Origin of the sequence: Rhizobium sp. F40D2 (genome assembly GCF_051810745.2) — a bacterium.
In the GTDB taxonomy this organism is placed as follows: domain Bacteria; phylum Pseudomonadota; class Alphaproteobacteria; order Rhizobiales; family Rhizobiaceae; genus Rhizobium.
Map to the genome: position 1 here is coordinate 4,053,573 of NZ_CM131436.1, position 26,525 is coordinate 4,080,097.

General features: G+C 58.7%; 29 protein-coding genes, 5 tRNA genes and 1 pseudogene. 17 read left to right on the forward strand and 18 right to left on the reverse strand.

Translation table 11 applies throughout. The annotated features are described in order from the left end of the window. The 5 genes from clpS to ACS4RS_RS19545 form a co-directional block, all read right to left on the reverse strand. Positions 1 to 351: an ATP-dependent Clp protease adapter ClpS gene (clpS, locus tag ACS4RS_RS19525; RefSeq protein ID WP_003586692.1), complete on the reverse strand. Its 351-nt coding sequence runs from the start codon at positions 349 to 351 to the stop codon at positions 1 to 3. 276 nt (positions 352 to 627) lie between these two features. After that, the gene (locus tag ACS4RS_RS19530; protein WP_439009644.1) at positions 628 to 999 is read right to left on the reverse strand and encodes a phasin family protein; all 372 of its coding nucleotides are present in this window, start codon (positions 997 to 999) and stop codon (positions 628 to 630) included. Positions 1,000 to 1,271: 272 nt separating this feature from the next. Further along, positions 1,272 to 1,475 carry a DUF3126 family protein gene (locus ACS4RS_RS19535; RefSeq protein ID WP_012557538.1) on the reverse strand — a complete coding sequence of 68 codons (204 nt, stop codon included), beginning with the start codon at positions 1,473 to 1,475 and terminating at the stop codon, positions 1,272 to 1,274. Positions 1,476 to 1,613: 138 nt separating this feature from the next. Then, on the reverse strand, positions 1,614 to 2,447 hold the full coding sequence (gene cysE / locus ACS4RS_RS19540; RefSeq protein ID WP_439009643.1) for a serine O-acetyltransferase: 834 nt from the start codon (positions 2,445 to 2,447) through the stop codon (positions 1,614 to 1,616). Between the two features lie 128 nt (positions 2,448 to 2,575). After that, on the reverse strand, positions 2,576 to 3,361 hold the full coding sequence (locus ACS4RS_RS19545; RefSeq protein WP_439009642.1) for an alpha/beta fold hydrolase: 786 nt from the start codon (positions 3,359 to 3,361) through the stop codon (positions 2,576 to 2,578). Between the two features lie 156 nt (positions 3,362 to 3,517). On the opposite strand from ACS4RS_RS19545, the gene ACS4RS_RS19550 reads away from it, so the two are divergent. Both ACS4RS_RS19550 and ACS4RS_RS19555 read left to right on the forward strand, forming a co-directional pair. Further along, entirely contained in the window at positions 3,518 to 3,763 is a 246-nt protein-coding gene (locus ACS4RS_RS19550) for a zinc-finger domain-containing protein (protein ID WP_003539274.1), read from the forward strand. 28 nt (positions 3,764 to 3,791) lie between these two features. Continuing rightward, positions 3,792 to 4,946, forward strand: a complete 1,155-nt coding sequence (locus ACS4RS_RS19555) for an FAD-dependent monooxygenase (protein WP_439009641.1) — start codon at positions 3,792 to 3,794, stop codon at positions 4,944 to 4,946. On the opposite strand, the gene ACS4RS_RS19560 is transcribed toward ACS4RS_RS19555, so the two are convergent. After that, positions 4,943 to 6,148, reverse strand: coding sequence for a cystathionine beta-lyase (locus ACS4RS_RS19560; RefSeq protein WP_439009640.1), 1,206 nt, complete (start codon positions 6,146 to 6,148; stop codon positions 4,943 to 4,945). The genes ACS4RS_RS19555 and ACS4RS_RS19560 overlap by 4 nt on opposite strands. A gap of 359 nt (positions 6,149 to 6,507) precedes the next feature. Here ACS4RS_RS19560 and ACS4RS_RS19565 point away from each other — a divergent pair, with 359 nt between their 5' ends. From ACS4RS_RS19565 to ACS4RS_RS19580, 4 genes and pseudogenes are all read left to right on the forward strand, one after another. Beyond that, complete coding sequence (locus ACS4RS_RS19565; protein ID WP_439009639.1) at positions 6,508 to 7,533, forward strand: lysine/arginine/ornithine ABC transporter substrate-binding protein; 1,026 nt, start codon at positions 6,508 to 6,510, stop codon at positions 7,531 to 7,533. 102 nt (positions 7,534 to 7,635) lie between these two features. Continuing rightward, positions 7,636 to 8,838, forward strand: a complete 1,203-nt coding sequence (locus ACS4RS_RS19570; protein ID WP_439009638.1) for an ABC transporter permease subunit — start codon at positions 7,636 to 7,638, stop codon at positions 8,836 to 8,838. Position 8,839: 1 nt separating this feature from the next. Then, positions 8,840 to 9,995: pseudogene (locus ACS4RS_RS19575) on the forward strand (amino acid ABC transporter permease). 18 nt (positions 9,996 to 10,013) lie between these two features. Next, entirely contained in the window at positions 10,014 to 10,787 is a 774-nt protein-coding gene (locus ACS4RS_RS19580; RefSeq protein WP_439009636.1) for an ATP-binding cassette domain-containing protein, read from the forward strand. A gap of 77 nt (positions 10,788 to 10,864) precedes the next feature. Here the strand turns inward: ACS4RS_RS19580 and ACS4RS_RS19585 are convergent, their stop codons facing one another. Beyond that, positions 10,865 to 11,434 carry a hypothetical protein gene (locus ACS4RS_RS19585; protein WP_439009635.1) on the reverse strand — a complete coding sequence of 190 codons (570 nt, stop codon included), beginning with the start codon at positions 11,432 to 11,434 and terminating at the stop codon, positions 10,865 to 10,867. Positions 11,435 to 11,934: 500 nt separating this feature from the next. On the opposite strand from ACS4RS_RS19585, the gene ACS4RS_RS19590 reads away from it, so the two are divergent. Both ACS4RS_RS19590 and ACS4RS_RS19595 read left to right on the forward strand, forming a co-directional pair. Next, positions 11,935 to 12,375 carry a DUF3597 domain-containing protein gene (locus ACS4RS_RS19590; protein WP_439009634.1) on the forward strand — a complete coding sequence of 147 codons (441 nt, stop codon included), beginning with the start codon at positions 11,935 to 11,937 and terminating at the stop codon, positions 12,373 to 12,375. Between the two features lie 169 nt (positions 12,376 to 12,544). Next, the gene (locus ACS4RS_RS19595; RefSeq protein WP_439009633.1) at positions 12,545 to 12,856 is read left to right on the forward strand and encodes a hypothetical protein; all 312 of its coding nucleotides are present in this window, start codon (positions 12,545 to 12,547) and stop codon (positions 12,854 to 12,856) included. A 147-nt stretch (positions 12,857 to 13,003) separates the two neighbouring features. Here the strand turns inward: ACS4RS_RS19595 and ACS4RS_RS19600 are convergent, their stop codons facing one another. Further along, a complete protein-coding gene (locus ACS4RS_RS19600; RefSeq protein ID WP_439009632.1) occupies positions 13,004 to 13,153 on the reverse strand; it encodes a hypothetical protein in 150 nt (49 codons plus the stop codon). Beyond that, entirely contained in the window at positions 13,150 to 13,299 is a 150-nt protein-coding gene (locus ACS4RS_RS19605) for a hypothetical protein (protein ID WP_439009631.1), read from the reverse strand. The genes ACS4RS_RS19600 and ACS4RS_RS19605 overlap by 4 nt, the downstream gene beginning before the upstream one ends. Positions 13,300 to 13,619: 320 nt before the next feature. Between ACS4RS_RS19605 and ACS4RS_RS19610 the strand changes: the two genes are divergently transcribed. Further along, entirely contained in the window at positions 13,620 to 13,952 is a 333-nt protein-coding gene (locus ACS4RS_RS19610; RefSeq protein ID WP_439009630.1) for a hypothetical protein, read from the forward strand. 68 nt (positions 13,953 to 14,020) lie between these two features. Here ACS4RS_RS19610 and ACS4RS_RS19615 read toward each other — a convergent pair whose 3' ends face one another. Further along, entirely contained in the window at positions 14,021 to 14,245 is a 225-nt protein-coding gene (locus tag ACS4RS_RS19615; RefSeq protein WP_439009629.1) for a hypothetical protein, read from the reverse strand. 475 nt (positions 14,246 to 14,720) lie between these two features. Here ACS4RS_RS19615 and ACS4RS_RS19620 point away from each other — a divergent pair, with 475 nt between their 5' ends. After that, a complete protein-coding gene (locus ACS4RS_RS19620; RefSeq protein WP_439009628.1) occupies positions 14,721 to 16,997 on the forward strand; it encodes a choice-of-anchor Q domain-containing protein in 2,277 nt (758 codons plus the stop codon). Positions 16,998 to 17,275: 278 nt separating this feature from the next. Here ACS4RS_RS19620 and ACS4RS_RS19625 read toward each other — a convergent pair. Both ACS4RS_RS19625 and ACS4RS_RS19630 read right to left on the reverse strand, forming a co-directional pair. Then, positions 17,276 to 17,352 (reverse strand) — tRNA-Pro (locus ACS4RS_RS19625). A gap of 157 nt (positions 17,353 to 17,509) precedes the next feature. Then, positions 17,510 to 17,761 carry a hypothetical protein gene (locus tag ACS4RS_RS19630; RefSeq protein WP_439011889.1) on the reverse strand — a complete coding sequence of 84 codons (252 nt, stop codon included), beginning with the start codon at positions 17,759 to 17,761 and terminating at the stop codon, positions 17,510 to 17,512. Positions 17,762 to 17,947: 186 nt separating this feature from the next. Between ACS4RS_RS19630 and ACS4RS_RS19635 the strand changes: the two genes are divergently transcribed. Beyond that, on the forward strand, positions 17,948 to 18,253 hold the full coding sequence (locus ACS4RS_RS19635; RefSeq protein ID WP_310805415.1) for an ETC complex I subunit: 306 nt from the start codon (positions 17,948 to 17,950) through the stop codon (positions 18,251 to 18,253). Positions 18,254 to 18,310: 57 nt separating this feature from the next. After that, positions 18,311 to 18,387, forward strand: a tRNA-Arg gene (locus ACS4RS_RS19640). Between the two features lie 284 nt (positions 18,388 to 18,671). Here the strand turns inward: ACS4RS_RS19640 and ACS4RS_RS19645 are convergent. The 3 genes from ACS4RS_RS19645 to ACS4RS_RS19655 form a co-directional block, all read right to left on the reverse strand. Then, positions 18,672 to 18,998, reverse strand: coding sequence for a hypothetical protein (locus ACS4RS_RS19645; protein ID WP_439009627.1), 327 nt, complete (start codon positions 18,996 to 18,998; stop codon positions 18,672 to 18,674). A gap of 181 nt (positions 18,999 to 19,179) precedes the next feature. Then, complete coding sequence (locus tag ACS4RS_RS19650) at positions 19,180 to 19,668, reverse strand: DUF192 domain-containing protein (protein ID WP_439009626.1); 489 nt, start codon at positions 19,666 to 19,668, stop codon at positions 19,180 to 19,182. 1 nt (position 19,669) lies between these two features. Further along, on the reverse strand, positions 19,670 to 20,248 hold the full coding sequence (locus tag ACS4RS_RS19655; protein ID WP_003573434.1) for a cold-shock protein: 579 nt from the start codon (positions 20,246 to 20,248) through the stop codon (positions 19,670 to 19,672). A gap of 194 nt (positions 20,249 to 20,442) precedes the next feature. On the opposite strand from ACS4RS_RS19655, the gene gloA reads away from it, so the two are divergent. The 5 genes from gloA (at position 20,443) to ACS4RS_RS19680 (ending at position 22,801) form a co-directional block, all read left to right on the forward strand. Continuing rightward, positions 20,443 to 20,883 (forward strand): lactoylglutathione lyase, encoded by a 441-nt coding sequence (gene gloA, locus ACS4RS_RS19660; protein WP_097625338.1) that lies wholly within the window; start codon positions 20,443 to 20,445, stop codon positions 20,881 to 20,883. Between the two features lie 165 nt (positions 20,884 to 21,048). Further along, complete coding sequence (locus ACS4RS_RS19665) at positions 21,049 to 22,113, forward strand: D-Ala-D-Ala carboxypeptidase family metallohydrolase (RefSeq protein WP_439009625.1); 1,065 nt, start codon at positions 21,049 to 21,051, stop codon at positions 22,111 to 22,113. 198 nt (positions 22,114 to 22,311) lie between these two features. Beyond that, positions 22,312 to 22,386, forward strand: a tRNA-Glu gene (locus tag ACS4RS_RS19670). A gap of 75 nt (positions 22,387 to 22,461) precedes the next feature. Beyond that, positions 22,462 to 22,536: transfer RNA gene (locus ACS4RS_RS19675), tRNA-Glu, on the forward strand. A gap of 190 nt (positions 22,537 to 22,726) precedes the next feature. Continuing rightward, positions 22,727 to 22,801, forward strand: a tRNA-Glu gene (locus ACS4RS_RS19680). Between the two features lie 48 nt (positions 22,802 to 22,849). On the opposite strand, the gene recJ is transcribed toward ACS4RS_RS19680, so the two are convergent. The 3 genes from recJ to ACS4RS_RS19695 all read right to left on the reverse strand — a co-directional run bounded on the left by recJ (position 22,850) and on the right by ACS4RS_RS19695 (position 26,480). Then, positions 22,850 to 24,652 carry a single-stranded-DNA-specific exonuclease RecJ gene (gene recJ / locus ACS4RS_RS19685; protein ID WP_439009624.1) on the reverse strand — a complete coding sequence of 601 codons (1,803 nt, stop codon included), beginning with the start codon at positions 24,650 to 24,652 and terminating at the stop codon, positions 22,850 to 22,852. Positions 24,653 to 24,732: 80 nt separating this feature from the next. Then, entirely contained in the window at positions 24,733 to 24,978 is a 246-nt protein-coding gene (locus tag ACS4RS_RS19690) for a hypothetical protein (RefSeq protein ID WP_439009623.1), read from the reverse strand. A 176-nt stretch (positions 24,979 to 25,154) separates the two neighbouring features. Continuing rightward, a complete protein-coding gene (locus tag ACS4RS_RS19695; protein WP_439009622.1) occupies positions 25,155 to 26,480 on the reverse strand; it encodes a homoserine dehydrogenase in 1,326 nt (441 codons plus the stop codon). Positions 26,481 to 26,525: the final 45 nt, after the last annotated feature.

The window sequence follows — 26,525 nt, forward strand, 5'->3', positions numbered from 1 at the left end:
TCACTTCTTTTCCATGACGCATTGCAGCGGATGCTGGTGCTGCCGGGCGAAGTCCATCACCTGGCTGACCTTCGTTTCCGCCACCTCGTATGTGAATATTCCGCATTCGCCGACGCCGTGGTTATGGACATGGAGCATGATGCGGGTGGCACTTTCACGATCCTTTTGAAAAAAACGCTCCAGAATATGGATGACGAATTCCATGGGCGTGTAGTCGTCATTCAAAAGCAGCACGCGGTAGAGATTGGGCTTCTTGGTCTTCGGCTTGGTGCGTGTGATGACCGAGGTTCGATTTCCGTTCTCGCCGTTCCTATCGCTGTCGTTCTGCATCCGGATCGGCTTTGCGATCATTGTCATTCATTCCTCAAGCGATCCGGCGGAGCATGGGAGGGTGCTTTTCCCGCCGAATATCTGAAACACTAACTTAGTTCATAATAGGCCGATTTTAAGCCCCCTGTCAGTCACTGCAATCAAGAAATGGCCGGCATGCACGGGAAAGACCAAAAAAGTCCCCGGCCGATCCCACGGAAGTGCTGCAGCGAAAGTGGAAACAAAAAGACCGGCTACAGATGCGTAGCCGGTCCATAATTTTCAATATGTAGCGCAGGTTGCGCCGTCGCAATCAATTCATGCAGCGGCGGGGGTGGCCGGCGGCGCCTGCCGGGTGGTCTTGGCGACGGCAGCAGCGATCGGCGCCTCATAGGGCTTGTAAGCGGATTTGGCGAGATCGGCATACATCTCGCCGAGCTTCGTCGTCTCTGAGACGAGGCCTTCGAAATAGGTCTTGACGTAGTTGGTCTGCAGTTCGAAAGCGGCCTCGAAGCTCTTTACGCCGGCCAGCGTTTCGAAATGCGTCACCGCGTCCTGAAAGGACTTCTTCGAATAGTCCGCAGCTTCGGCAGCGATCGCCTGGAAGCCCCTTGTCGTATCCGAATAGGTTCTCAGCGCCGTATCGACGGCTTCCTTGCTCTTCTTGTTTGCGTCGTCAAAGTTGAACATGACCGTCCTCCGTTGGGCTGTGGGATGGCGGCAGGGTAGCTGCAACGCACAAATAGTCAAGTAGTCTTGTGCGTTGCAAAACAGCCATGGGTTGTGCTACGATAATAAAACAAAGGATGCGCGCCGGGGCACGTACGTCTTTAACTGTTTTTGCTAATATATATCAGATTAGCGCAACCTGAAGCTTCAAATAAATTTTGACCCCAAGGCCAGAAAACAAAAAAGACCGAACGGATCGCGCCGTTCGGTCCCTTTGAAAGCGTTCGAGCGGATCAGAGATCGACGTCGAGGATCGCCATCGAAAAGTTGTAGGAGCGGTCGCCGTCCTCGTCGTCGATATAGACGACGCCCAGAAATTCTTCGCCGAGATAAACTTCCGCAGAATCATTCTTGCGCGGACGCGCCTTGACGACGATCTGCGGGTTGAGCGTGCGCTTGAAATAGGCGTCGAGCTTCTTGATTTCTTCTGGCTTCACTCTGTCATCTCCGTAAACGGTCTTGATTGGCCGCTTCTTGCACAGGAAAAGCAGCGGTGTAAAGGCAAGGTTGCCACTTGGCAATTTCCGTCCCCGCCTGAGGCCGCCGACTTCTCCCAATCCGTTTCCGGCAGCCGATCAGATATCGGCGCCGATCACTTGGTCCATGTTGCGCGACGGCTCGGAACAACCGGCTTCGCCGACGACCTTGGCCGGAACGCCGGCGACCGTCTTCTTCGGCGGCACAGCCTTCAAGACAACGGAGCCGGCGGCGATGCGTGAGCAGTAGCCGATCTCGATATTGCCGAGGATCTTTGCGCCGGCGCCGATCATGACGCCGCTGCCGATCTTCGGATGGCGGTCGGCGCCCTCTTTGCCGGTACCGCCGAGCGTGACGTTATGCAGGATCGAGACATTGTCGCCGATCACAGCCGTCTCGCCGACCACGAGGCCGGTGGCGTGATCGAGGAAGATGCCTTTGCCGATCCGGGCGGCCGGATTGATGTCGGTCTGGAAGACGCTGGAAGAGCGGCTCTGCAGATAGAGCGCAAAATCTCGCCGGCCGCGGTTCAGCAGCCAATGGGCGAGACGATGCGTCTGCAGCGCGTGGAAGCCCTTGAAGTAGAGCACGGCTTCCATGAAACGCAGGCAAGCGGGATCGCGATCGTAGATGGCCTGGATGTCGACGCGCAGAATGGCGCTCCATTCCGGCCAATCGAGCAGCATTTCCTCGAAGGTCTGGCGAAGCAGGTTCGCCTGCATGTCGGGGTGATCGAGACGTTCGCAGATGCGGTGGATGACGCATTCCTCGAGCGAATGATAGTTGATCACTGTCGAGTAGAGGAAGGCGGCGAGAACCGGGTCCCGTTCGGCGGCGAGCCGGGCTTCCTCGCGCAGGCTGTCCCAGATGGGATCCATCACCTTCAGCGGATGGCCTGTCTCAAAAGCACGAATATCAGTCTTGGCGACCATTGCCGCTCTCCTCGTTGCCAACAGGAATGCCGTTTTCGGAATGCCAATATATAGTGGAAAACGCCAATAACATAAATGGGTGCCGTCGCCATGGTTTTTTAGAATGGGTTCTCGGCATCACGATGATGTCACTCGCTGGCGACTTTAGCGTAGAAGGCCAGCACCGCCTGCTTGAAAACCTTGTCGCCGACGGCGAGCATATGATCGCGGCCCGGAATATCGAGCGCTTCGGCATCGGGCATCAGCGCCGCCAACTCTTGGGGCGAGCCGGCGATATCGTCTTTCGTGCCGACGCCGATCAGCGTCGGCACGTCGAGCTTTCCCATATCCGCGCGGGCAACGAGATCGCGCGAGCCGCGGATGCAGAGGGCAAGGGCGACGCGATCGCTCTTGGTCTGTTCTGCGAAGGCACGAAACATGCGGCCCCGGTCATGCGTGACGTCCTCGAGCGAGGGAGCAAGCAGCGCATCGGCGATCGGATCCCAGTCGCCGACGCCGTCGGTCATGCCAATGCCGAGACCGCCGAGCACCAGCGAGCGGACCCGATGCGGATTGACAAGGGCGGCAAAGACCGAAATGCGCGCGCCCATCGAATAGCCCATGACATTGGCTTCCGGGATGCCGAGGTGATCCAGAAGAGCGATCGCGTCGCCGGCCATCACCCACGGACGATAGGCTTCGGCATCGTGCGGCTTGTCGCTTGCGCCATGGCCGCGATTGTCGAGGGCGATCACCCGGTAGCCGGCATCGCCCAGCGTCTTCAGCCAGCCCGGATGCACCCAGTTGACGTTTGCGGTCGAGGCAAATCCGTGGATCAACAAGACGGGCACACCGGCCGGATCGCCCTCATCGAAGAAGAAGAGCTGCAATCCGTCATGGGTGAAGCTTGAAAATGCGGGCGTGTTCAGGTTCATCGGGCCTTCCTTTTGGCGCGACCATAATCGAGCCGCCATTCATCGTGAAGCCAAAAACTGTGGCTAAAAACTGTGCCTGGCGCGGCTCTTTGGCTCTACACATTTGCGGCGAAGGCTTATAAGGTCCGCGCAGATTTCAAGCATTCGGAGAGCGACATGGCCGGCCACAACATTCCCCACTTCCAGAACGACGGCGGTCACCGGGTTATCGAAGTCGGCGTCAAGGAATTCATGTGCACCGGCGCTTCGGCGCCGTTCGACCATCCGCATATCTTTATCGACATGGGCGATGACAACGAGAAGGTCTGTTCCTACTGCTCGACGCTCTATCGCTTCAATTCCGCGCTCAAACCGAGCCAGACCAACCCGGCCGGCTGCGTTTTTCACGTGAAGGCGGCCTAACCCGTCCAGATTTCGGATCGGACTGATAATGCCGGTCGAACATGCCGCCATCATCGGCGCCGGGATATCGGGGCTGACCGCCGCGCTTGCGCTTTCGCGCCGGGGCATCAGCTCCGAGATCTTCGAGCAGGCAGGCGAACTCACCGACGTCGGTGCCGGCCTGCAGGTTTCGCCCAACGCCTCGCGCATCCTTGCCGAACTCGGTATCCTTGACGGGCTGTCAAAGGTCTGGCTCGAGCCGGAAACGATCCGGCTGATCTCGGGCAGTTCGCTGCGCCAACTGGCGGCCGTGCCTGCAGGCACATTCGCACGGCAGCGCTGGGGCGCTCCCTATGGCGTCCTGCATCGCAGCACATTGCAGAAAGCCCTTTTGGCCGCGGTCGATGCCGATCCTCTTTGCCGCCTTCGCCTTGGCGTCAAGATGGAATCGGCGCTGCCGGATTTCGAGCGGGACGCCGATGTCGTCATCGGCGCCGACGGCGTCTGGTCGAAGCTGCGGCAATTGGTTCCGGGCAGCCCCTCGCCGCGTTTTTCCGGCAATATCGCCTACCGCTTCACCATTGCCGAAACCGAGGCGCCCGGCTTCCTCGACCGGCAAAGCGTTTGCGCCTTCCTCGGCGGGTCGGCGCATCTCGTCTGCTACCCGTTGAGGGAGACCGGCAGCTTCAACATGGTGGCGATCACCGCCGGCAATATCGCGCCACAGGCCTGGCAAAGCGAACCGACGGCCAAGCAGCGCGCAGAGCTCAGGACACGCTTTTCCGGCTGGAACGCGACGATCATCTCGCTGTTCGAACAATACAGGAATCTGACGTTCTGGCCGCTGTTCGAAACCTCCGCCGGCGCGTGGCAGGACGGCCGCAAGACGGTTCTGATCGGCGATGCCGCGCATGCGATGATGCCCTTTGCCGCACAGGGCGCGGCCATGGCGATCGAAGACGCCTACGAACTTGCCGTGTTTCTTTCCAATCGTCCGGCGGCGGAAGCTCTAAAGCTCTTTGAAAGCCATCGCGCGCCACGCATCGCGAAACTTCGCCAGCGCGGCGCCTTCAACCGGTTCGCCTATCATGCGAAGGGGCCGATCCGGATCGGCCGCGATCTCGTGCTCGGCCTCAAGCCGCCGCAGAGTCTCGCGGCGGACCTCGACTGGATCTACGGCTACCGGGCTTTACGTCTGCCCTAAAGCGCAGCGTGTCCGACGGCGCTTGCGGCGGCAAAACCCCGTTCGATATCGGCCTTGAGGTCAACCACATCCTCGATGCCGATCTGCAGGCGGATGACAGCACCATCTGTCGGGGCCTTGGCGACGGTGCGGTCGTTGAGATAGGCCTGCAATGCGAGGCTTTCAAACCCACCCCAGGAATAGCCGAGACCGAAAATCCGGAGCGCGTCGAGAAAGGCGTGCGCCTTTGCCCTGGATTTTTCCGGGCCATCCGCGGCCAGTACGAAGGAAAAGATGCCGCTGGCGCCTTTGAAATCGCGCTTCCAGAGATGGTGAGACGGGAAACTCGGCAGGGCCGGATGCAGCACTCGGGCGACGTCCTCCCTGCCCTCCAGCCATTGCGCGATACCAAGCGCGCTTTCATAATGCCGCTCGAGGCGCAGGCCCATGGTGCGCAATCCGCGCAGGATCTGGTAAGCGTCATCGGGTGCGCCGCAGATGCCGAGCACACCGTTTGCTTCCTTCAGCCGCTCCCAATGCTCGGCATTGGCCGACACCGTTCCAAGCAGGATATCGGAATGGCCGGACGGATATTTCGTCGATGCGTGGATCGAGATGTCGACGCCGTGATCGAGCGGTTTGAAATAGAGCGGTGTCGCCCAGGTATTGTCCATCATGACGACGGCGCCGTGGCGGTGCGCCACCGCCGAGATCGCCGGGATATCCTGCATCTCGAAGGTGTTGGAGCCGGGAGCCTCGGTGTGGACGAGCCTGGTGTTCGGCCGGAACAACGTCTCTATTCCGGCGCCGATCGACGGGTCGTAATATTCGACCTCGACGCCAAGCCGCTTCAACATCGTGTTGCAGAAATGGCGCGTCGGCCCATAGACCGAATCAACGACGAGCGCATGGTCGCCGGCGGCGACGAAACCCAGGAACGGAATGGTAACGGCCGCAAGGCCCGACGGGACGAGGATCGTGCCGGCCGAGCCTTCGAGTGCGTCGATTGCCTCGCAGAGCGCATCCGTCGTCGGCGTGCCGCGTGTTCCATAGGTATATTTCTGCGAGCGCGTCTCCATCGTGAGCGCGTTCGGAAACAGTACCGTCGAGGCATGCACGACCGGCGGATTAACGAAGCCGTGATAATCGAAAGGGTCGTTGCCGATATGCGTCAGGCGGGTGTTGATGCCGGCATTCTGCAGCAAGCTGTCTTTTTCTTTCATGTCGGAAATAGCCTTTGGCGAGGAGCGCGAAATCAGACTTTTGGACGCCGCGCCGTTTCCGGTCAACCCCTTGACGAGGGGTTGCCGGCAACGGTTAGAAAGGATGGAATTTCCGAATTTCGCGTTATTTTTCCGCAACCGGGCGCCTATTTCATAGCCAACCGCCCTGGAATGCGGCGCAATCAACCAAAATTCTAAATTTTGCCGCAATTATTGATGGTGACACTTGACCATGGTGACATTTGAGACTGTGATAGGGTACTCGCGCCGGGAGGGTGTCGAGACATTGGGGGCGGCAGGTTTTTCCGCCGGAACTTCCCCACAAGAAAATATAAGACAACGGAAAAGGTTGGGAAAAAATGAAGAACAAGCTCCTGTCCGCCGCTATCGGCGCAGCAGTTTTCGCTCTTGGCACCTCGGCTGCCTCGGCCACCACTCTCGGAGACGTCAAAGCGAAGGGTTTCGTGCAATGCGGCGTCAATACCGGCCTCACCGGCTTTGCCGCACCTGACGCTTCCGGCAATTGGGCTGGCTTCGACGTCGACTTCTGCAAGGCCGTCGCTTCGGCCGTCTTCGGCGACCCGACCAAGGTCAAGTACACGCCGACAAATGCCAAGGAACGCTTCACTGCACTACAGTCCGGCGAAATCGACCTTCTCTCGCGCAATACGACCTGGACGATCAATCGCGACACGGCGCTGGGCTTCAATTTCCGTCCTGTGACCTATTATGATGGTCAGGGCTTCATGGTACGCAAGAGCCTTAACGTGAAGTCGGCCCTTGAGCTCTCCGGCGCCGCAATCTGCGTGCAGTCGGGCACGACCACGGAACTGAACCTCGCCGATTACTTCAAGACGAACAACCTGCAGTACAATCCGGTCGTCTTCGAAAATCTTCCTGAGGTCAACGCGGCTTACGACGCCGGTCGTTGCGACGTTTACACGACCGACCAATCCGGTCTCTATTCGTTGCGTTTGACGCTGAAGAACCCCGACGAACATGTCATTCTTCCTGAGATCATCTCGAAGGAGCCACTTGGTCCGGCCGTCCGTCAGGGTGACGACCAGTGGTTCGATATCGTTTCCTGGACGGCTTATGCGCTGATCAATGCCGAAGAGTTCGGCATCACCCAGGCAAATGTCGACGAGATGAAGAACTCGCCGAACCCTGACATCAAGCGCTTCCTTGGCAGCGAGACCGATACCAAGATCGGCACCGATCTCGGCCTGACCAATGAGTGGGCCTACAACGTTATCAAGGGCGTCGGCAACTATGGCGAAATCTTCGAGCGTAACATCGGCCAGGGTAGCCCGCTCAAGATCGCCCGCGGTTTGAATGCTCTCTGGAACAAGGGCGGCATTCAGTACGCACCGCCGGTTCGTTAATCAGAATCCGGCATGAAATCCGGAAGGGCGGCCAAGCCGCCCTCCCATCTTCCAAAAACTAAAAAGAAAGCCCGAAAACGGGCACAAGGGGATTGGCGCGGCATGACGCATGGGGCTGTGGATTCGACACCTTTGCATGACACCGGCTGGACTTTCCGGTCGGCAATGTACGACCCGAAATACCGGAGCATATTTTTCCAGATTCTAACAATCGTTGTTCTCGTGGCGTTTGTGTGGTGGGTGGCCCACAACACGGCCGCGAACCTTGCCCGGAGCAATACGGCATCGGGTTTCGGCTTTCTTCGCGGTCGCGCCGGTTTCGAAATCGGCCAGTCGCTGATCAGCTTTTCAAGCGACTCGACTTATGCGCGCGCGCTTTTGGTTGGAATCCTGAATACCTTGCTGGTGGCGGTGACCGGTATATTCACGGCGACCATCATCGGCTTCCTGATCGGGATCGGCCGGCTGTCGGGCAACTGGCTTATTGCCAAGCTCTGCACGGTCTATGTCGAAATCTTCCGCAATATTCCGCCGCTGCTCGTCATCTTTTTCTGGTATCTCGGCGTTCTCTCCGTCTTGCCACAACCGCGCGAGTCGGTGGGGCTGCCATTCAGTATGTTCCTCAACAACAGAGGACTAGCCTTCCCGAAGCCGATCTTCGAGACCGGCATGATAGCGGTCGGTATCGCCCTGGTGATCGGGATTGTTGCCGCCATTGTCATGGCACGCTGGGCCCATAAGCGCCAGGCTGCAACCGGCCAGCCGTTCCACACGGTGTGGGCGTCCATCGCGCTGATCGTCGGCTTGCCTTTGCTGGTCTTCGTTGTCTCGGGCTTTCCGCTAACTTTCGACGTTCCCGTCGCCGGAAAGTTCAACCTGACGGGCGGCTCCGTCGTTGGCCCCGAATTCATGTCGCTGTTTCTCGCTCTGTCCTTTTATACCGCCTCGTTCATCGCCGAGATCGTTCGCGGCGGCATTCGCGGCGTTCCGAAGGGACAATCCGAGGCAGCCGGCGCGCTGGGACTGCATCCATCGAGCGTGACGAGACTTGTCGTGGTGCCACAGGCGCTGCGCATAATCATCCCGCCGCTGACCAGCCAGTATTTGAACCTGACCAAGAACTCCTCACTCGCCATCGCGATCGGCTTTTCTGATCTCGTTGCCGTCGGCGGCACGATCCTCAACCAGAGCGGTCAAGCGATCGAGATCGTTTGCATCTGGGGTATCGTCTATCTCAGCTTGAGCATTCTCACGTCGCTGTTCATGAATTGGTTCAATGCCAAAATGGCGCTGGTGGAGAGATAAAATGTCCATCACCGATAAACCCTTCGTCAGAACGTCAATCCTAACCGCCGAGCCGCCTCCGCGCGGAGAAAGGGGGCGCCGGCGCCTGGATACGCCGTAATCTCCTTGCTACCCCGAAGGACGTGATCCTAACGATCCTCGCTCTTGCGCTGATCGCATGGGCTGTACCACATCTCGTCAACTGGCTCTTCATCCAAGCCGTATGGTTCGGGCCGGATCGCACATTCTGCGCGACGACGGTCCAGGGCGGCATCCAGCCTGACGGCTGGAGTGGCGCATGCTGGGCCTTCATCAGCGCCAAGTACGATCAGTTCATCTTCGGCCGCTATCCGCTCAGTGAGCGTTGGAGGCCGGCGATCGTCGGGATCCTGTTCATTCTGCTTCTGGTTCCGATGCTTATCCCGTCGGCCCCGCGCAAGGGTCTGAACGCCATTCTTCTGTTCGGCGCCCTGCCAATCATCGCCTTCTGGCTTCTTCACGGGGGGTACGGCCTCGAAGTGGTGGAGACACCGCTCTGGGGCGGGTTGATGGTGACGCTCGTCCTGTCGTTTGTCGGTATTGCCGTGTCCTTGCCCTGCGGTATCCTGCTTGCGCTGGGGCGCCGTTCGAAGATGCCGGTTATCCGCATGCTCTGCGTTACTTTCATCGAAGTCATTCGAGGCGTTCCGCTGATCACCGTTCTGTTCATGGCAAGCGTGATGTTGCCGCTTTTCCTTCCCACAGGCTGGAACGTGGACAAACTCCTGCGGGCGCTGATCGGTGTCTCAATCTTCACGTCGGCCTATATGGCGGAAGTCATCCGCGGCGGCCTTCAGGCGATCCCGAAGGGGCAGTTCGAAGGCGCAGATTTGCTTGGCCTCGGCTATTGGCAGAAGACCCGGCTGATCATTATGCCTCAGGCCATCAAACTGGTGATCCCAAGCATCGTGAACACCTTCATCGGAACGTTCAAGGACACCTCGCTGGTCACCATTATCGGCATGTTCGATCTGCTCGGTATTGTGAAGCTGAACTTCTCCGATGCCAACTGGGCAAGCGCCGTCACGCCGATCACGGGTTTGATCTTCGCAGGCTTTATCTTCTGGCTGTTCTGCTTTGGCATGTCGCGCTATTCAGGCTTCATGGAACGCCATCTCGATACCGGCCACAAACGATAAGAATGAGGGAAAATAGTCATGGCTGAAGCTCCAGCTAAAAAGCTCACCGTTTCCGCAACGGAGGTGGCGGTCGACATCATCAACATGAACAAGTGGTACGGCGATTTTCACGTGCTGCGCGACATCAATCTCAAGGTCATGCGCGGCGAGCGCATCGTCATCGCCGGCCCGTCGGGGTCCGGCAAGTCGACGATGATCCGCTGCATCAACCGCCTGGAAGAGCATCAGAAGGGCCGCATTATCGTCGACGGCACCGAACTCACCAACGACCTGAAAAAGATCGACGAGGTGCGGCGCGAAGTCGGCATGGTGTTCCAGCACTTCAACCTCTTCCCGCACCTGACGATCCTCGAAAACTGCACTTTAGCGCCGATCTGGGTGCGAAAAATGCCGAAGAAGCAGGCGGAAGAAGTCGCCATGCACTTTCTGAAGCGCGTCAAGATCCCCGAGCAGGCCAACAAATATCCAGGACAGCTTTCCGGCGGTCAGCAGCAGCGCGTGGCAATCGCCCGGTCGTTGTGCATGAACCCTAAGATCATGCTGTTCGACGAGCCGACCTCGGCGCTCGATCCCGAGATGATCAAGGAAGTGCTCGACACGATGGTGGGTCTTGCCGAGGAAGGCATGACCATGCTCTGCGTCACCCATGAAATGGGCTTTGCCCGCCAGGTCGCCAACCGCGTCATCTTCATGGACCAGGGTCAGATCGTCGAGCAGAATTCGCCGGCCGAGTTCTTCGACAAACCGCAGCACGAACGCACCAAGCTGTTCCTCAGCCAGATCCTGCATTAGGCCAGATCCTGCATGGGCTGGAGGGTTGAAGCTATTTGAGACCCGCCGTGCCTTACGGTTCGGCGGGTCTTTCACGTTCAGTGCGAGGCTGACGCCTGCAGCAGGCTGCAGAGACCGGCAAGCCCGGAATCGGAACCGCCTGAGGCCGAGCCGTCAGGCGATGAGATATCAGCGCAACGGACGAGCATCTTGCGTTGCTCATTGACCGGTCTCGACCGGAAGTCGTCGAGGACGCGGGCCTGCGATGCGCTGAGGTTACCGTCAGCCGCGGATTTGTTGCTGCCGCCTGCCCCGCCGATGGCGAGATTGGCATCGACGCCGCTGCCGCGTCTGACCGAGGCCGTGGCGTCGGTATCAAGCCCACTGGAGCCGCCGAGGCGTGCATTGATGTCCGCATTGACGCCGCGCCCGCCGCCGGCATTGGCGGTGGCATCGGCGTTGACGCCGCTCGAACCGCCGACGGAAGCATTGGCATCGGCGCTGACACCACTGCCGCCGCCAAGCGATGCACCGAGATCGGCGCTGACGGCATTGCCAGCAACCGATACGCCGACATCGATGGCGTGCACATCGCTTGCCGGCAAGGCAAGCAGGGCGCAGGCGGATGCAAGCAAGGCCAGGGATAGTCTATTGTAATTACGGGTCATGTTTTCCTCCGTTTCCATTCGCCGGGCGATCTGCCCGGCAATCGAAAATCGAGGAACGCGCGTGCCTTCGATCGTCTGGACGCCTGCAACCTGCAGGACATCCATCGCAAGGCAACGTGAAGGGATGACGAATGTTTCACAACATTGCGCGGCAAGTCGGCTCCGTGGCGTGCAATGATCTTTCACGGTTATTGAAATACGAATTGCCGACCCGACTGTGCCGAAAGCGAGCATGTCCTGCCGTGACTGGAACGCCGGCCGAGTATTTCCTTCCGAGCTGCGTCGGGGATCTTCAGTGCCGCAAGCAAAACGCAATTGTCAATGCGATTGACGGCGATTGATCTCTTGCAGCCGTTTTGCAGATCGCCCGCACATTGGATTGGAACTGGTTTTTCCATCACTGACTGCGATGCGCAAAAACAAACCCCTGCATCTGGATATATCAGGCAGGAAGTCCATGTTTCAGCATGTTCTCATCTAATGGAATTGGAGGTTCAAAAATGGGCATTTTCGACAAGATCAAACATGCAATCTTCGGGGAAGCGAAAGCAGCCGAACCCGTTGCATCAGGCGCGCCGAAGGCGCAGGCCGCCCCGGCTGCGGTCTCGCCCTCGGCGGCGCCCAGTCCGGCACCTGCCGCCTCTCCCGCTCCAAGCAAGCCGGCCGCGACCCCGGCCGCAGCAAATGTCGATATCGTCCCGATCCTCGACACGGCCGTGAAAAAGAGCGGCCAGAAACTCGATTGGCGCCACTCGATCGTGGATTTGATGAAAGCGGTCGGAATGGATGCGAGCATGGCCGAGCGCAAGGAACTTGCCACTGAACTCGGCTATACCGGCGACACCGGTGATTCCGCCAAAATGAATATGTGGCTGCACAAGGCGCTGATGAAACGCCTGTCGGAAAATGGCGGCAAAGTACCGGCCGATCTCCTGGATTGATCGAAGAGCGCCGGCGGTTCGCGATAGAGGCTCATCTGTCACGGGGCGTCGGCAATCCAGGACATGCACCGTTCGGACCGCAGGCCACACGTCCCCTTGCCCACAGGCACTGAAACCAATAACGTTCCGCTCGATTACTTCGATAATCGATCACGGGGGAAGAAATCCAATGAGATTGATAGCAGTCGTTGGCGTTGCGCTTAGCTTGGGCTGTATTTCGGCCGCGGAATCTCCTTTAAACTATCAATCCTACAGCGGCATCCGGGTCGATACCGACCCGATCCTCCTGGCTCGATACGACAAAGCGCTCCGATGGTGTGTGCCGGAGGCAAGCTCCTGGCGACGCGGCTCACCGGATCCGCAAACCCTGCATTACAACGCGGCGCTCAGAAGCTGCCTCCACAGACACGGCTTCGTCGATAGAGGCGTCTACGCATACCCGATCCCTGAGATCTACTTCGAGCATTTCCTCGATCGCTGAGAAGATCCGAGCAGCGCAGATCCGTCATGGACCTCCAAGGTAAAAACATCGGCCCCGCTGTTGGCGGGCCGTGCCCACTGCGACCGCCATATGTCAGCAAGTTTCTCAAATCGAGCCGCGGCTGCAAGCAGCAGATTGCTGCTAGCGTCAGCCGACCGTCGAGACCGCATGAACTTTCATATCATCGCCAACCTCGTAGAACTTGTTGCCGTCGATATCGATCGAATGGCAGCTCGGTTTTTCGCCCTTACCATTGGAGCAAGCTTTATCGCCCTTGGATGTGAGTTTGGTTTTCACGTCGATCGTTTTGCCGCCGACATCATCCTTACCGGTGATTGTGCCTTCTTCCAATTCCACACAAGATCGGCGGTCATGGGCTTTTCCAGATCGACAATCTCGACCTTCACATGCCCGCCGTCAGTAAATGCTTTCAACTCTTCCATCGTGACCTTCTTGGCCCCAGGCGGAAGATCGACGGCATAGGTGTCACAGTCGACAGCATGAAGCCCGCAGCGTCAACGCTGGATAGGATGGTTCTCATGTTCCGCTTCCTCAGGATTGGCGGCAAAATTACAACCCGCCGGATGAAACAACACCCCACCTATTGTGATTAGAGCAATATACTGCATGGTTGAACCGTCAAAATGCAGCAATTTTTCTTTTGGGCGACATCGCAATTTTTGCGCGTGGTCTTTCCTGCATCACACGAATCGAAATAAACACCAGAAATCGACCATCGGATATTTAAAGGAATAGGATAACAATGCCTACTCGCACCATAATAGTATTGATTGCCATGGCACTGCTCGCTGCCTGCGTACCGACTCGCCAGGAATATGATTCCTTCGTTACTTTGACGCAGGGGAGTGCAAGAGCGAGAAATGAGGCTGTCAATATTTGCGTGAAGAGCTTCGATGCAAATGCGCGCCGCAACGCTGGCATTGTGACAAACGCTTCGGACAAAGACGCTCCGCGCGTTGCCTGCAATCGGCTTCTCGCAGCGATGATTTCCGGTCGCGCCACCTATGACGATTTCGTTGACATCAAAAGCCACAGGTTTACGCCCAAGCTGATCAAGATTTTCCAAGGGCGTTGAACTGGATCAAATGACGGTTTGCGCTCTCGACCTTGCAAGCCGTCAACGGCCCGCTCAAAACGCGGTCGTCATTCAAGCCTTAGGCATGTTTCATTACCGTTGTAGGTCGTATCGACGACAGCCTTGGCAAAGCCGATGTTTCTCAGTGCGGCTGACGTTGCAACAGCTATCGGAGCAAGCTCGATGTCATAGAGCGGGACTTCGCCGGAGCGGCAGGCGCGCTTCTTGCGGCATGCCTGCGACGGCGTTCCCTGCGCCTGAATCGCTGCATCGGGATCAGAAAACGAGAGCATTGCCTGATCGCCGATCCGTTTGATCAGGGGCTTATTGTGAAGTCCGGAGCGCAGGCGATTCGACGGTCTTGCCTCCCCTCACCATCTCGGCCATCCCCAATTATTAAGGCGATTCCGCTCAAAAATTGCTAAATTCAGAAAAAAATGTCGATTCCGCCTTTGGCGAGAGGAATTCAGTCACGCCATCAGGTTTTTCTAACGTTTTCAATGGATGCATTTCGCTATAGTTGCAGAAAGAATAATTCGCGAAATGCGAGACATTTATACTGCCTCAATTTGGGCGACTCGAAATTCTACAAATATTTCAAAACGTAACATCGAAGTGATTGGGATATTGTGGCAGCAATATGGCTATGATTCTCAAGTACTTACCGCCGCGTTGCTGTTGCACCCTCCAAAATGTCGCCCTATAACCCCCCGCCGTAAGACATGATTAACCTAAAATATTAACGGGCAGGGGTTGAGGAACAAGACAATGACAACATACTACGTAGCGACGACTGGCAGCAGCAGCGGTACCGGCAGTGCCTCCTCTCCTTTCCGCACGATCGGTGACGCAATGGCGTCGAACCTTAAGCCCGGCGACGACGTTGTGGTGCGCGCCGGCGTCTATAATGAGTCGGTGAACATGTACAAAGATGGTTCCGCCGCCGGCTACATTACCTTGCGGTCGGAGGTACCGGGTGGAGCGGTGATACACTCAGCATCGGGCGGCGCAAATGGTATCAACATCACTGCTAACTATGTGGCGGTCGAGGGCTTCGAGGTCTACGGGAGCGATTCGCACGGCATTGTTGGTGATGGCGTCCACCATGTGAGGATTTCCAATAACGTTTCCCACGACAACGGTGCGTCCGGCATCGCCTTCGCCGGATCCGACTTCATCACGATCGAAGGGAACGAGACTTACAAAAATGCGAGTTCCGGCTGGTTTTCAGGCATCTCTCTCTACCAGAACCGGAATATCACCGGGGCGCCGGACGATGGCAGCTTCCGCAACATCATCCGGAACAACATCTCGCACGACAACGTCACGAAGTCGGGTGCGCACACCGATGGCAACGGCATCATCATCGACGATTTCCAGAGCACGCAGACGAGCGGTCATCCGAACTACACGTTCAAGACCCTGGTCGACAACAACCTCGTCTATGAGAACGGCAGCAAAGGCATCCAAGTTACCTGGAGCGACTCCGTCACGGTGAAAAACAACACCGCATACCACAACAATCAGGACCTGCTAAACGACGGCACCTGGCGCGGCGAGCTCAGCAACGCGCAGTCGAGCAACAACACCTGGGTCAACAACGTCGCCGTAGCGGACCCGTCGGTGAACAAGAACAACACTGCAGTCGATAACACGTCATACGGCGGCTACAGCAACAAAAACGTCGTCTGGGCCAATAACGTTACCTACAACGGCACGGCCGGCCAGGCCTCGGTCAAGACCGACGGCGGCAACGCGATGCCGAGCGCGGCGGACGGTAACAAGCTCGGCGTCGACCCGAAATTCGTAGGCGCAGCAAGCGACAACTTCCACCTCGGGTCCGGCTCTTCGGCGATCGACGGCGGAACCAGCAAGTACGGCGTCGCATCGGTCGATCTGGACGGCCACGCTCGCGTCGTTGGAACTGTCGATATGGGTGCCTACGAATCGGGCTCCACCTCGACACCGACAACGCCAACCACGCCGACCACGCCGACCACGCCGACCGAACCAGGTTCGGGAACGCCGACCACGCCAACTCAACCGACAACGCCAACCTCGCCGACGAAGGAAATCGTGGGCACTAGCGGCAACGACATACTGCCGCACACCGGTCAGTCGAACGGCGGCAACGAAACCTTCAAGGGTCTCGGTGGTAGTGACGTGTTGAAGGGCGGGGCCGGCGCGGACGTGCTCGACGGCGGTACCGGCAACGACACCGCCAGCTACGCGGGCTCCGGCGCCGTCAGCGTCAACTTGGCGACTAAGGCGGCATCGGGCGGTCAGGCCGCCGGTGACAAGATCGTCAGCATCGAAAACTTGACTGGCTCAAGCTACAACGACGTCCTGACCGGCGGCAATAACGGCAGCAACGTTCTCCATGGCGGGGCTGGCGCGGATAAGCTCGACGGCGGCGCCGGCGGGGACCTGCTCGACGGCGGTAGTGATAACGACACGGCCATCTATGCGGCATCCAGCGGGGTCAACGTCAACTTGGCGACGGGGGCCGCATCGGGCGGGTATGCCACCGGTGACAAGTTCGTCAGCATCGAAAACTTGACTGGCTCAAGCTACAACGACGTGCTGACCGGCAATAGCGGCAGCAACGTTCTCCAGGGCGGGGCTGGCGCCGACAAGCTGAACGGCGGCGGCGGCGCGGACGTCCTCATTGGTGGCGCCGGAAAAGACATCATGACCGGTGGCGCCAGCTCGGATACGTTTGCATTCAAGACGCCAGCAGAAATCGGGTCCGGCTCGAGCCGCGACGTCATCACCGACTTCCAGAAAGGCTTCGATAAGATCGACTTCTCGGCGATCGATGCGAATGGCTCTGCGCAGGGCGATGGAAGCTTCCATTTCCTGGCGCAGGAGAACGCCGCTTTCGACCATAAGGCTGGCGCGCTCACTTGGCACTATGAAGACAAGGCTGGATCCACGAGCGATGCTACGGTTATCCAGGGCGACCTGAACGGCGACGGCGTTCAGGACTTCCAGGTACAGCTGAAGGGCCTCGTCCACCTGGGGGCAGGCGATTTTCTCCTGTAACGATATCCGTTGTGGCGGTCGCCCGATCGTCACAACAATCGTGCTGACAGTCCGAGCGCCGGTCAGGCGTTCGGACACCAAGGTCTCCGTCATCGTCGACGGAAGGCTGCTGGTGATCAACGTGGCACTCATGCATAAAACAAAGCTAAAGCGCGTCGCATCAATCGAGTTTGATGCGACGCGCTTTATCTGTCTGTCATCCGTTTCCGGAAGCAGTTGGCCGGCAGCACGCGGGCCACGATGCGGCTGTCAAAGATGCAAGATATCGGGATATTGAATGGTCGGAGTGGAGAGATTCGAACTCCCGACCCTCTGGTCCCAAACCAGATGCGCTACCAGACTGCGCTACACTCCGTGCCGTGGCGGGGAGATACACGGTTCACTTCGCCGTCGCAACCCATAAATCCAGCTCCAGCCGAAGAATCCCGCCTGATATGTCGATGTCGGTAGAAAAAGCTGCATGGCTCGCGTCTGCGCCGCCGGACGCAACTGGACGTCAGGAGAGCGCTGCTTCAGCCGCGTTCGAGCAGACCAATATATTGAGCGTAGCTAATGGCAACGTAGAAGAAAGCCGTAATGCCGGCCCCGATCACAATGGCATTGAACTCCGCCGAACGTCTCATCATGCGTGCAATCCACTGAAATTGACTGAGCCGTAAATAGTCCCGCGGGCTGGCCGCGGCAATCAGGTTGTGATCACAACATGAGACGATCGGTAATATTGCGCAACCGGCCTGTCTGCCGGTGTCTTGCTTCCGCAGCATCGCCCTATCATCGCGATGGTACCGGCAACGCGTCATACGCCGCCTTTTTTCTTGAAAAGGCGGGGATCCGCGGATAAGCAAAATTCATCTCTTCGCGCTATCTCTCAAGATGAAGCAAGAGCCTCGGCAACGAGAATTGAGACCATTAAAGGCGGGTGTTGCCCGCATAGTCGGAGACGCGCAGTCATGTCTGCCAAGATCTATCGTCCAGCCAAGACCGCCATGCAGTCCGGCAAGGCCAAGAGCCATCTCTGGGTGCTTGAATTCGATCAGGAGTCGCCGCGCAAGATCGATCCGATCATGGGTTACACCTCCTCCGGCGATACGCGCCAGCAGGTGAAACTCACCTTCGAAACACAGGAGCTGGCCGAAGCCTATGCCCAGCGCAACGGCATCGAATACCGGGTCATCGCGCCGAAGGATCCGGTTCGGCAGGTTGTCGCCTATCCGGATAATTTCCGCTATACCCGCACGCAGCCCTGGACGCATTGAGATTTCTCGTCCAGAACTGCCGCATCCGGTCGCGCTCCCTGAACGCGATCGCCAGACGGCCCCTTAGCTCAGCTGGATAGAGCACCTGCCTTCTAAGCAGGTTGTCGCAGGTTCGATTCCTGCAGGGGTCGCCACAAATTTCGAGCTTCACAACCAGCCGGAATAGCTTCAATCGATCCGGAACCATGGCTCACACCGATCCGGAACATGGTCAGACGATGCGGAATCAAAGCCCGCGAAAAATGAAGCACCGAAGACGCTGGAGCGACCCCGGTTTATAGGATTCGGGGGCGGTTCTGGTTTGGTGGTAAAGCGCTCGCAGTCCGTGGTATGACAAATCCACTGCGGCAGGGACGAGATCGCCTCGTAAGATTCTGACTAGAACTTCACCTTCCGAGATGCCTCGCCCGTGTTCACTTCAGATTCCCCGCTCCTCGAAGTGATTTGACATGATTTGTAGATACTCACGGCATTTATTGAGGTCTGGGTAAAAATCGGCGGTAGTTCTTACCTCACCACCGTCACTAATCACGATGGCGCATTTTTTCATACTAGCTTCTGGCGGTATCAAAATCTCAGGATTTCTGAAAAACATCCAGGCTCGCTGAACATTGAGGCATTCATCTAGCAGCGCCGCTTGTCCAACTCTAAGAAAATACTGCCACTCCCTGCGAGCGGCCTCCTCAGCTAGACCTCTAATCTCCTCATAAGAAATTTTAGCCAATATATCTTTTTGATAAACCATGGATAGATTTTTGTATTCCTGATGGATGTGAAGCTGAGGCGGAATATTCCATAGCGATAAGAAGCCTATTCCTCTCGCAAATCATATGCGACATATCTTTTGTTGTAAATTCAATGAACGCGGTTCCGTTTCGTATTCAAGCGGTATAACAAATTCAATGACCTGAAGCCGCCCGGTTCCGTCACTTCGACTTCTTGGTCGTCGTGGCGCTGACGATTCTGTCACCAGGTTTGATTCCCAGTTTGGCGACGATGCCGGCATTGAGTTCGACGACGTATTTCACCGGGCTCATCGAATCGATGATATCGCGCGAATAAGGCGTTGCGTTTTCCTTGATGTGGCGGATCGTGCCGGTGTCGTCGGCAAAAAGCATGTCGAGCGGCAGGATGGTGTTTTCCATCCACATGGTGACGCGCCTAGGCTCGTCGAAATCGAAGATCATCCCGGCATCATCGGCCATCGTCTTGCGAAACATCAGCCCGTAGGCGCGCTGATCCGGGGTCGAGGCGATCTCGACGGTAAAATGCAGCACCTTGCCCGCAGCCGTCTGGATGAGCAGCGGCTCCTTGTCAAAGCGGACCTGCTCCTCGGCGAAAGCCGGCAGCGCGACCATGAAAAAAAGCGCCAGGATGGCGCTTTTGATCGCATGAAGAAGGACGATGTCACGCATATCAATGCGACCGGCTGGCCGGGCTCGGAATGTCGGGATGGATCTCCGCGGCCATCAGGCCCTTTTCGCCATCGCCGAAGCGGACGAGCACCACCTGGCCGGGGCGCAGTTCCGTCAGGCCGAAGCGGCGGAGCGTTTCCATGTGCACGAAGATGTCTTCCGTGCCCTCGCCGCGCGTCAGGAAGCCGAAGCCCTTGGTGCGGTTGAACCATTTGACCAGCGCACGCTCGAGGCCGCTGGTCGCGGTGACCTGCACATGTGTGCGCACCGGCGGCAGCTGCGAGGGATGAACCGCAGTCGACTGATCCATCGAAAGGATCTTGAAAGCCTGGTAGCCACGTTCGCGACGCTGGATGAGGGCGACGATACGCGTTCCCTCGAGGATCGTCTGGTAACCGTCGCGACGCAGGCAGGTCACGTGCAGGAGAACATCCTGCATACCGTTGTCGGGCACGATGAAGCCGAAACCCTTAGCGACGTCGAACCACTTGACGACGCCGGTGATTTCAACAAGATCGACCGCCTCTGCCGATAGCTCGTCAAGGTCGGAGTATTCGTTCGATGAAATCCTGTCAGCCATTGTCGCCAGCCCCTCGAATACGCGTCACACTGTTACGGTTAACTGATTCTTGAAATCAAGATTAACATCTTGGTAACGGATAAGCGCAAGTCCTAGTTTTCGGTTATTCCCAACTGCACATTTTATATCGATGACTTGCCCGAAGCTGACCTCAGCTCGCCGAAAAAGCCAGACCCAATAAAGGAGTAGATAGAATGCGGTATCTCCATACAATGGTTCGCGTCAAAGACCTGGACGCCTCACTCGCCTTTTACACCACGCTGTTCGGGCTGGAGGAGATTCGCCGCCACGAAAACGAAAAGGGCCGCTTCACCCTGGTTTTCCTGGCCGCTCGCGACGATCTCGACCGTGCGCGTAGCGAAAAGGCTCCCTGCCTCGAGCTTACCTATAACTGGGACACGGAAGATTATAGCGGAGGACGCAATTTCGGCCACCTCGCCTATGAGGTCGACGACATTTACGCAACCTGCCAGAAGCTGATGGACAACGGCATCACCATCAACCGGCCGCCTCGCGATGGGAACATGGCCTTCGTGCGCTCGCCCGACGGCATCTCGATCGAAATCCTGCAGAAGGGCAGCCCGCTTGCCGCCGCCGAACCCTGGGCCTCGATGGGCAATACCGGCGCCTGGTAAGGCTTTTCGCCGCAAGGCTTTTGCGAGGCTTGCGGCTTTTGCGATTTCGGGTCCGGCCGGCGCCTTGACGCTTGCCGCGATCCGGCCCCGCAGGCAATCTCCTGACGACTCGACGCGGAAGATGGCGGTTTTCGGCCATTTTCCGCATCAACTGGAGACTGTCGCTTGCGTAACATTGAGATGCGGATGCCCCTTGCGGGCGCTTTGCTGATCGCCACTTCGGTGCTGGCGCTGTCCGGTTGCGCGTCGGACAAGAAGGCACTCGATTCCGCTGCAGCCGTTCCGGCACCGCAGGCAGCCGCACCGCAGCTTGCCGCGGCAGCACCCGCAAGCCCTGCCCCACGTTCGGTCTACACGGATCCCCGGCTCGTCAATGTCTCCGGCGCTCAAGCCGCCCCGCAGGCCGTGGCAGCGGATCCGAATGCGCCCGTCCCGCCCGCCGATCCGGCGTCGGCAGCGCCTGCCAATATCGGCGGGCTGGTGCTGCAGTCGACCCGGATCAACGCACAGGCGATGAGCATCTTCTCCGACCACCAGCCGGCGCCGCAGAACAACAGCACGTCGACGGTCATTCAGCCGCAGGCCTATGCGCCGATGGGGGCAGCACCCGCCAGAAGCAGCGTCTACAGCCAGCAACCCGTAACAGAACAGCCTGCGGAGCCGGTGCTGCCGCAGCGATCTTCGCAAAATGGCAGCACACAGCTTGCGCCCGTCCAAACGGCGTCGCTGGCGGCAGACGGCAATCCGGCCCCGACGATGAATGCGCTCTACAGCGCGCCGAAGCAGAACCTGCTCGGCAGCCTCTCCGGCCTGTTGCAGAAAGCGTCCCTGCCCGGCATGACGCGGATCGCGCCGAACGGGCTGCATGTCCAGAACGACAAGGTCGAGGTTGGCTGCTTCAAGCCCGAGCTGCTGAACGTGATCAAAACGGTCGAAACCCATTTCGGCCGGCCTGTTATCGTCACGTCAGGCTATCGGGACGAAGAGCATAACCGCCTGGTCGGCGGCGCCGACGAATCGATGCACAAAAGCTGCGAGGCGGCTGACATCCAGATCGACGGCGTCACGAAATGGGATATCGCCGCCTATATCCGTTCGCTGCCGAACCGCGGCGGCGTCGGCACCTATTGCCACACGGATTCGGTCCATCTCGACACCGGCAAAAGTCGCGACTGGAACTGGGGCTGCGGTGGCAAACGCGCGCCTATGGCGACCGCAAGAGCGATCTGACCGCGGCGTGGTTTTTCACATGACGTTACGGAAGTCCCGTCTCGTCTTGTTAAAGAGATAGCCGGCAGCATCTTGATTCAGCTTCGATAATCAGCTTTTCGAACGCATTCGGATTTCCTGTCATTTTTTTGAAAGAAACCGAAATTGCCGCTTGCGGGATTCATAACGCCTGACTATAAGGGCGCCACCACGAAGGAAGCGCCCTTCGTCTATCGGTTAGGACACCAGATTTTCATTCTGGGAAGAGGGGTTCGACTCCCCTAGGGCGTGCCACTTTCTCTCCATATAGAAGCCATCGCATCCGCTTGCAGAAGTCTGCGCGCGCTCCTATTTTAACCGGGCTGGCCTGCGCCCTTCGTCTATCGGTTAGGACGACAGATTCTCATTCTGTAAAGAGGGGTTCGACTCCCCTAGGTCGTACCAATTTTATCCAAATCAACTGCCGGCACGGCACCGGATCAATAGCCTGTCGGGCAGACCGCGGCGTCCCCGCAGGCCATGGCGCCACGTTTCTGCACAGGCGCAAATAAATCGGCGAAAACGATGATTTTTTCGCGTCTTGGCGCTTGCGGCTTTTGAAGGTGCTGACTATAAGGGCGCCACCACGAAGGAAGCGCCCTTCGTCTATCGGTTAGGACACCAGATTTTCATTCTGGGAAGAGGGGTTCGACTCCCCTAGGGCGTGCCACTTTCTTCTCTCTCAATTCCTCAGCATCGCTCTTTTTGCGCGGCTATTCTATTTTACCGGCGCAGCATCGCAGACGCGCAGCTGGATGCGGCGGGCGCCCTGGTAATGCTCGGCACTGAGCGACCCCGCGACATGCAGGCTGGCGCCGCGTGAATTGATGAGAAGATTGCCGAGGGCCGTATCGGCGGCGCGGAAGGCGATGCCGTCGAGCCGCGATCCGTCCATTGCCTCCATCGTCACCTTCACATGTTTCTCGCCAACCAGGCGTGCATCGCGCACACGATGCGCCGGCACGGCAAAAAGCGGCTGCGCATGGCCGGAGCCATAGGGGCCGGCGGCCTCCAGGCGGTCGATGAGTTCGAGCGTGGCGCCGCTGGCGCCGATCGCGCCGTCGATCTTCAGCGTCTCATTTGCAACGAGGTTCGCCACGGTTCTTGCCGACCTCTCGGTGAAGAAGGTCCTCAGCCTGCCGAGATCGGCGCGCTCGACCGTCAGCCCCGCGGCCATGGCGTGACCGCCGCCCTTGACGAGAAGCCCCTCGTCGACCGCGGCCCGCACCATCCTGCCCATGTCGAAGCCGTTGATGGAGCGGCCCGAGCCGGTGCCGCGGCCGGAGGGATCGAAGGCGATCGCAAAGGCCGGCCGTTTGAACTTCTCCTTCAGCCGCGCCGCGATCAGTCCGACGATGCCGGGATGCCATTTCTCATGGGCGGTAACGATGACGGAGGTACCCTCGCCGTCGCCATATTCGGCGAGCGCTTCGGCCTCCGCCTCCTGCAGCATGATTGCCTCCATCGCCTGTCGCTCGCGGTTGAGCTCATCCAGGCGCTGCGCGATCACTTCAGCCTCCCCGGTGTCATCGAGCGTCAGCAGGCGGCTTCCGAGCGCGGCATCGCCGATCCGACCGCCGGCATTGATGCGCGGGCCGATCAGGAAGCCGAAATGATAGGGTGTGACCGGGCCGGCGAGCCCGGCCTTGCGGAAGAGCGCTGCAAGCCCGGCATTGCTCTGGTGGCGGGCGGCGACCAGCCCCTTCACTACATAGGCGCGGTTGAGGCCCTTCAGCGGCACGACATCGCAGACCGTCGCCAGTGCGACGATATCCAGCCATTGCAAGAGGTCGAGCGCCAGGATGCCCTTGTTGCCTCCCGCCCGCAGCAGCCTGAGGGTGGCGACCAGCACCATGAAGACCACGCCGGCCGCGCAAAGATGCCCCTGCCCCGAGAGGTCGTCCTCGCGGTTCGGATTGACGAGCGCATGGCAGGGCGGCAGCTCATGTGTCACCTGGTGGTGATCGATGACGACGACATCGATATTGCGGGCAGCGGCGGCTGCCAGCGCTTCGTGACTGGTCGAGCCGCAATCGACGGTGACGATCAGTCGGGCGCCGTTGTCGATCAGCTGGTTGATTGCCGCCGGATTGGGGCCGTAACCCTCGAAGACGCGGTCGGGAATATAGATGTTCGCCTTGACGCCGAAATGACTGAGGAAACGAAACATCAGCGCCGAGGAAGCCGCACCGTCGACATCGTAGTCGCCGAAGATCGCGACATTCTCGCCGCGCTCGATGGCGCTCACCAGGCGGGTGGCGGCTTTTTCGCAATCAGTCAAAACATGGGGATCGGGCATCAGCCCGCGGATCGTCGGATCGAGGAATTCAATTGCCTCGTCCGCCGTCACGCCACGCGCGGCCAGCACGCGGGCGATCAGATCCGGCATGCCGTGGATCTGCGACATGGCCAGCGCCCGGTTCTGCCCGGCCTGGTCGAGCCGCGCCACCCAGCGATTGTCGAGCGCCGATTTCTCCACGCCGAGAAACGCGCGCTGTACCGGATCGACGAGATCTGCCATGCCATACTCCGCTGACTTCATCTGCTTTTTCTACAGGAGCAGCGGAGATAACATAGCGATGGATTTGCAGACACGGATTTTTACCAGAATACTGCCCAGATGATCGCGGCGACGCCGGCAAGCTGCACGAGCAGGAAGGAAAACAGCGTCAGCAGAATAGCCCAGTTGCGGCCTTCCGTGTACTCATCGCCGTCAGCCTCGTCAGGGACCTCTTCGCGAGCGTCACGGTAGGCCGGCTTGAGAATTTCCCCAAGCATATCAGGACGGTCCGGCGGCACCTCGCTCGGGCGGCCATACCCCTTGCCGGCGTGGCTGTCCTTGCTCATGAAATTCTCCACGCCGACGACTCACCATCTATGGTTTTATTTATATCAATATTTCGGTATTTGTTAATATAGACTTCCGTAAGGGGAGCCCGGACGATCAACAAAAAAGCCGCCCTGTCTTCTTTAACTGCCAGTTCAAGAAGACAGGGCGGCTGATATTCGCCGGCTGGAAAGGCTTAAGCTTCTTCTTTCGGCCGCTCGATGCGAATCACCTGCGGTTCGCCGAAGAGATAGCCTTCCGATTTGATCGAGGCGACCGCCTTGCGCACCGACTCTTCCATCGTCGCATGGGTGACGAGAATGATCGTCTGGTGGTGCGACGGCGCCAGATGCTGCTTGGAGCGCTGAACGATCGATTCCAGCGAGATGTTGTTTTCCGCCATGCGGGTTGCAACGCTGGCAAAGACACCGGTGCGGTCGAGCACGGTCAGGCGGATAAAGTAGCCGCCCTCGTGGCTCTGCATCTGCGCCTTGCGGTAGGGTTCCAGCGCCTTTGCGGGATGGCCGAGCACCGGCACGCGCTGTGCGCCCGGCTGGCTTTTAGCGATATCGGCGATATCACCAAGTACGGACGAGGCCGTCGCGTTGCCGCCGGCGCCGGGGCCGACCATCAGCAGTTCACCGAGCACGTCGGATTCGATAGCCACCGCATTGGTGACGCCGTCGACCTGGGCAATGACCGAATCGACCGGCACCATGGTCGGATGCACGCGCTGCTCGATGCCGGTGTCGGTGCGCTGGGCAACGCCCAGGAGCTTGATGCGATAACCGAGCTCGGCGGCGGCGTGGATATCCTCGATCGAGATGTTGGTGATGCCTTCGAGATAAATGTCATCGGCCGCGATGCGATTGCCGAAGGCGAGCGTCGTCAGGATGGAAAGCTTATGCGCCGTGTCGTTGCCCTCGATATCAAAGGCGGGATCGGCCTCGGCATAACCCAGCCGCTGCGCTTCCTTCAGGCAGTCGGCGAAGGAAAGCCCCTCCTTTTCCATCTTGGTCAGGATGTAATTGCAGGTGCCGTTCATGATGCCATAGATGCGGGAGACGGCATTGCCGGTCAGCGATTCGCGCAGCGCCTTGATGACCGGGATGCCGCCGGCGACAGCGGCCTCGAAGTTTAGAAGCGCGCCCTTCTCCTCGGCGATCGTCGCAAGCTCGACGCCGTGATAGGCAAGCAGCGCCTTGTTGGCTGTCACCACATGGAGACCACGTTGAAGTGCGGCGCGTACGGAGGTGTTGGCAGCCCCTTCGGCGCCGCCCATCAGCTCGACGAAGACGTCGATATCGCCCTTTTCGGCAAGATCTTCCGGCCGGTCGAACCAGGTGACAGCGGAAAGATCGATGCCGCGGTCTCTCGTTTTGTCACGCGCGGAGACCGCCGTGATGGTGATCGGACGCCCGCAGGTGACGGCAAGCTCGTTGCTCTTCTGCTGAATGATGCGGACTAGCGAGGCGCCAACGGTGCCCAAGCCCGCAATGCCAATTTTGAGGGCATCTGCCATGGATCGATCCTGAATGTCTGGGTGACGGCAGCCGCGGAACGCGGC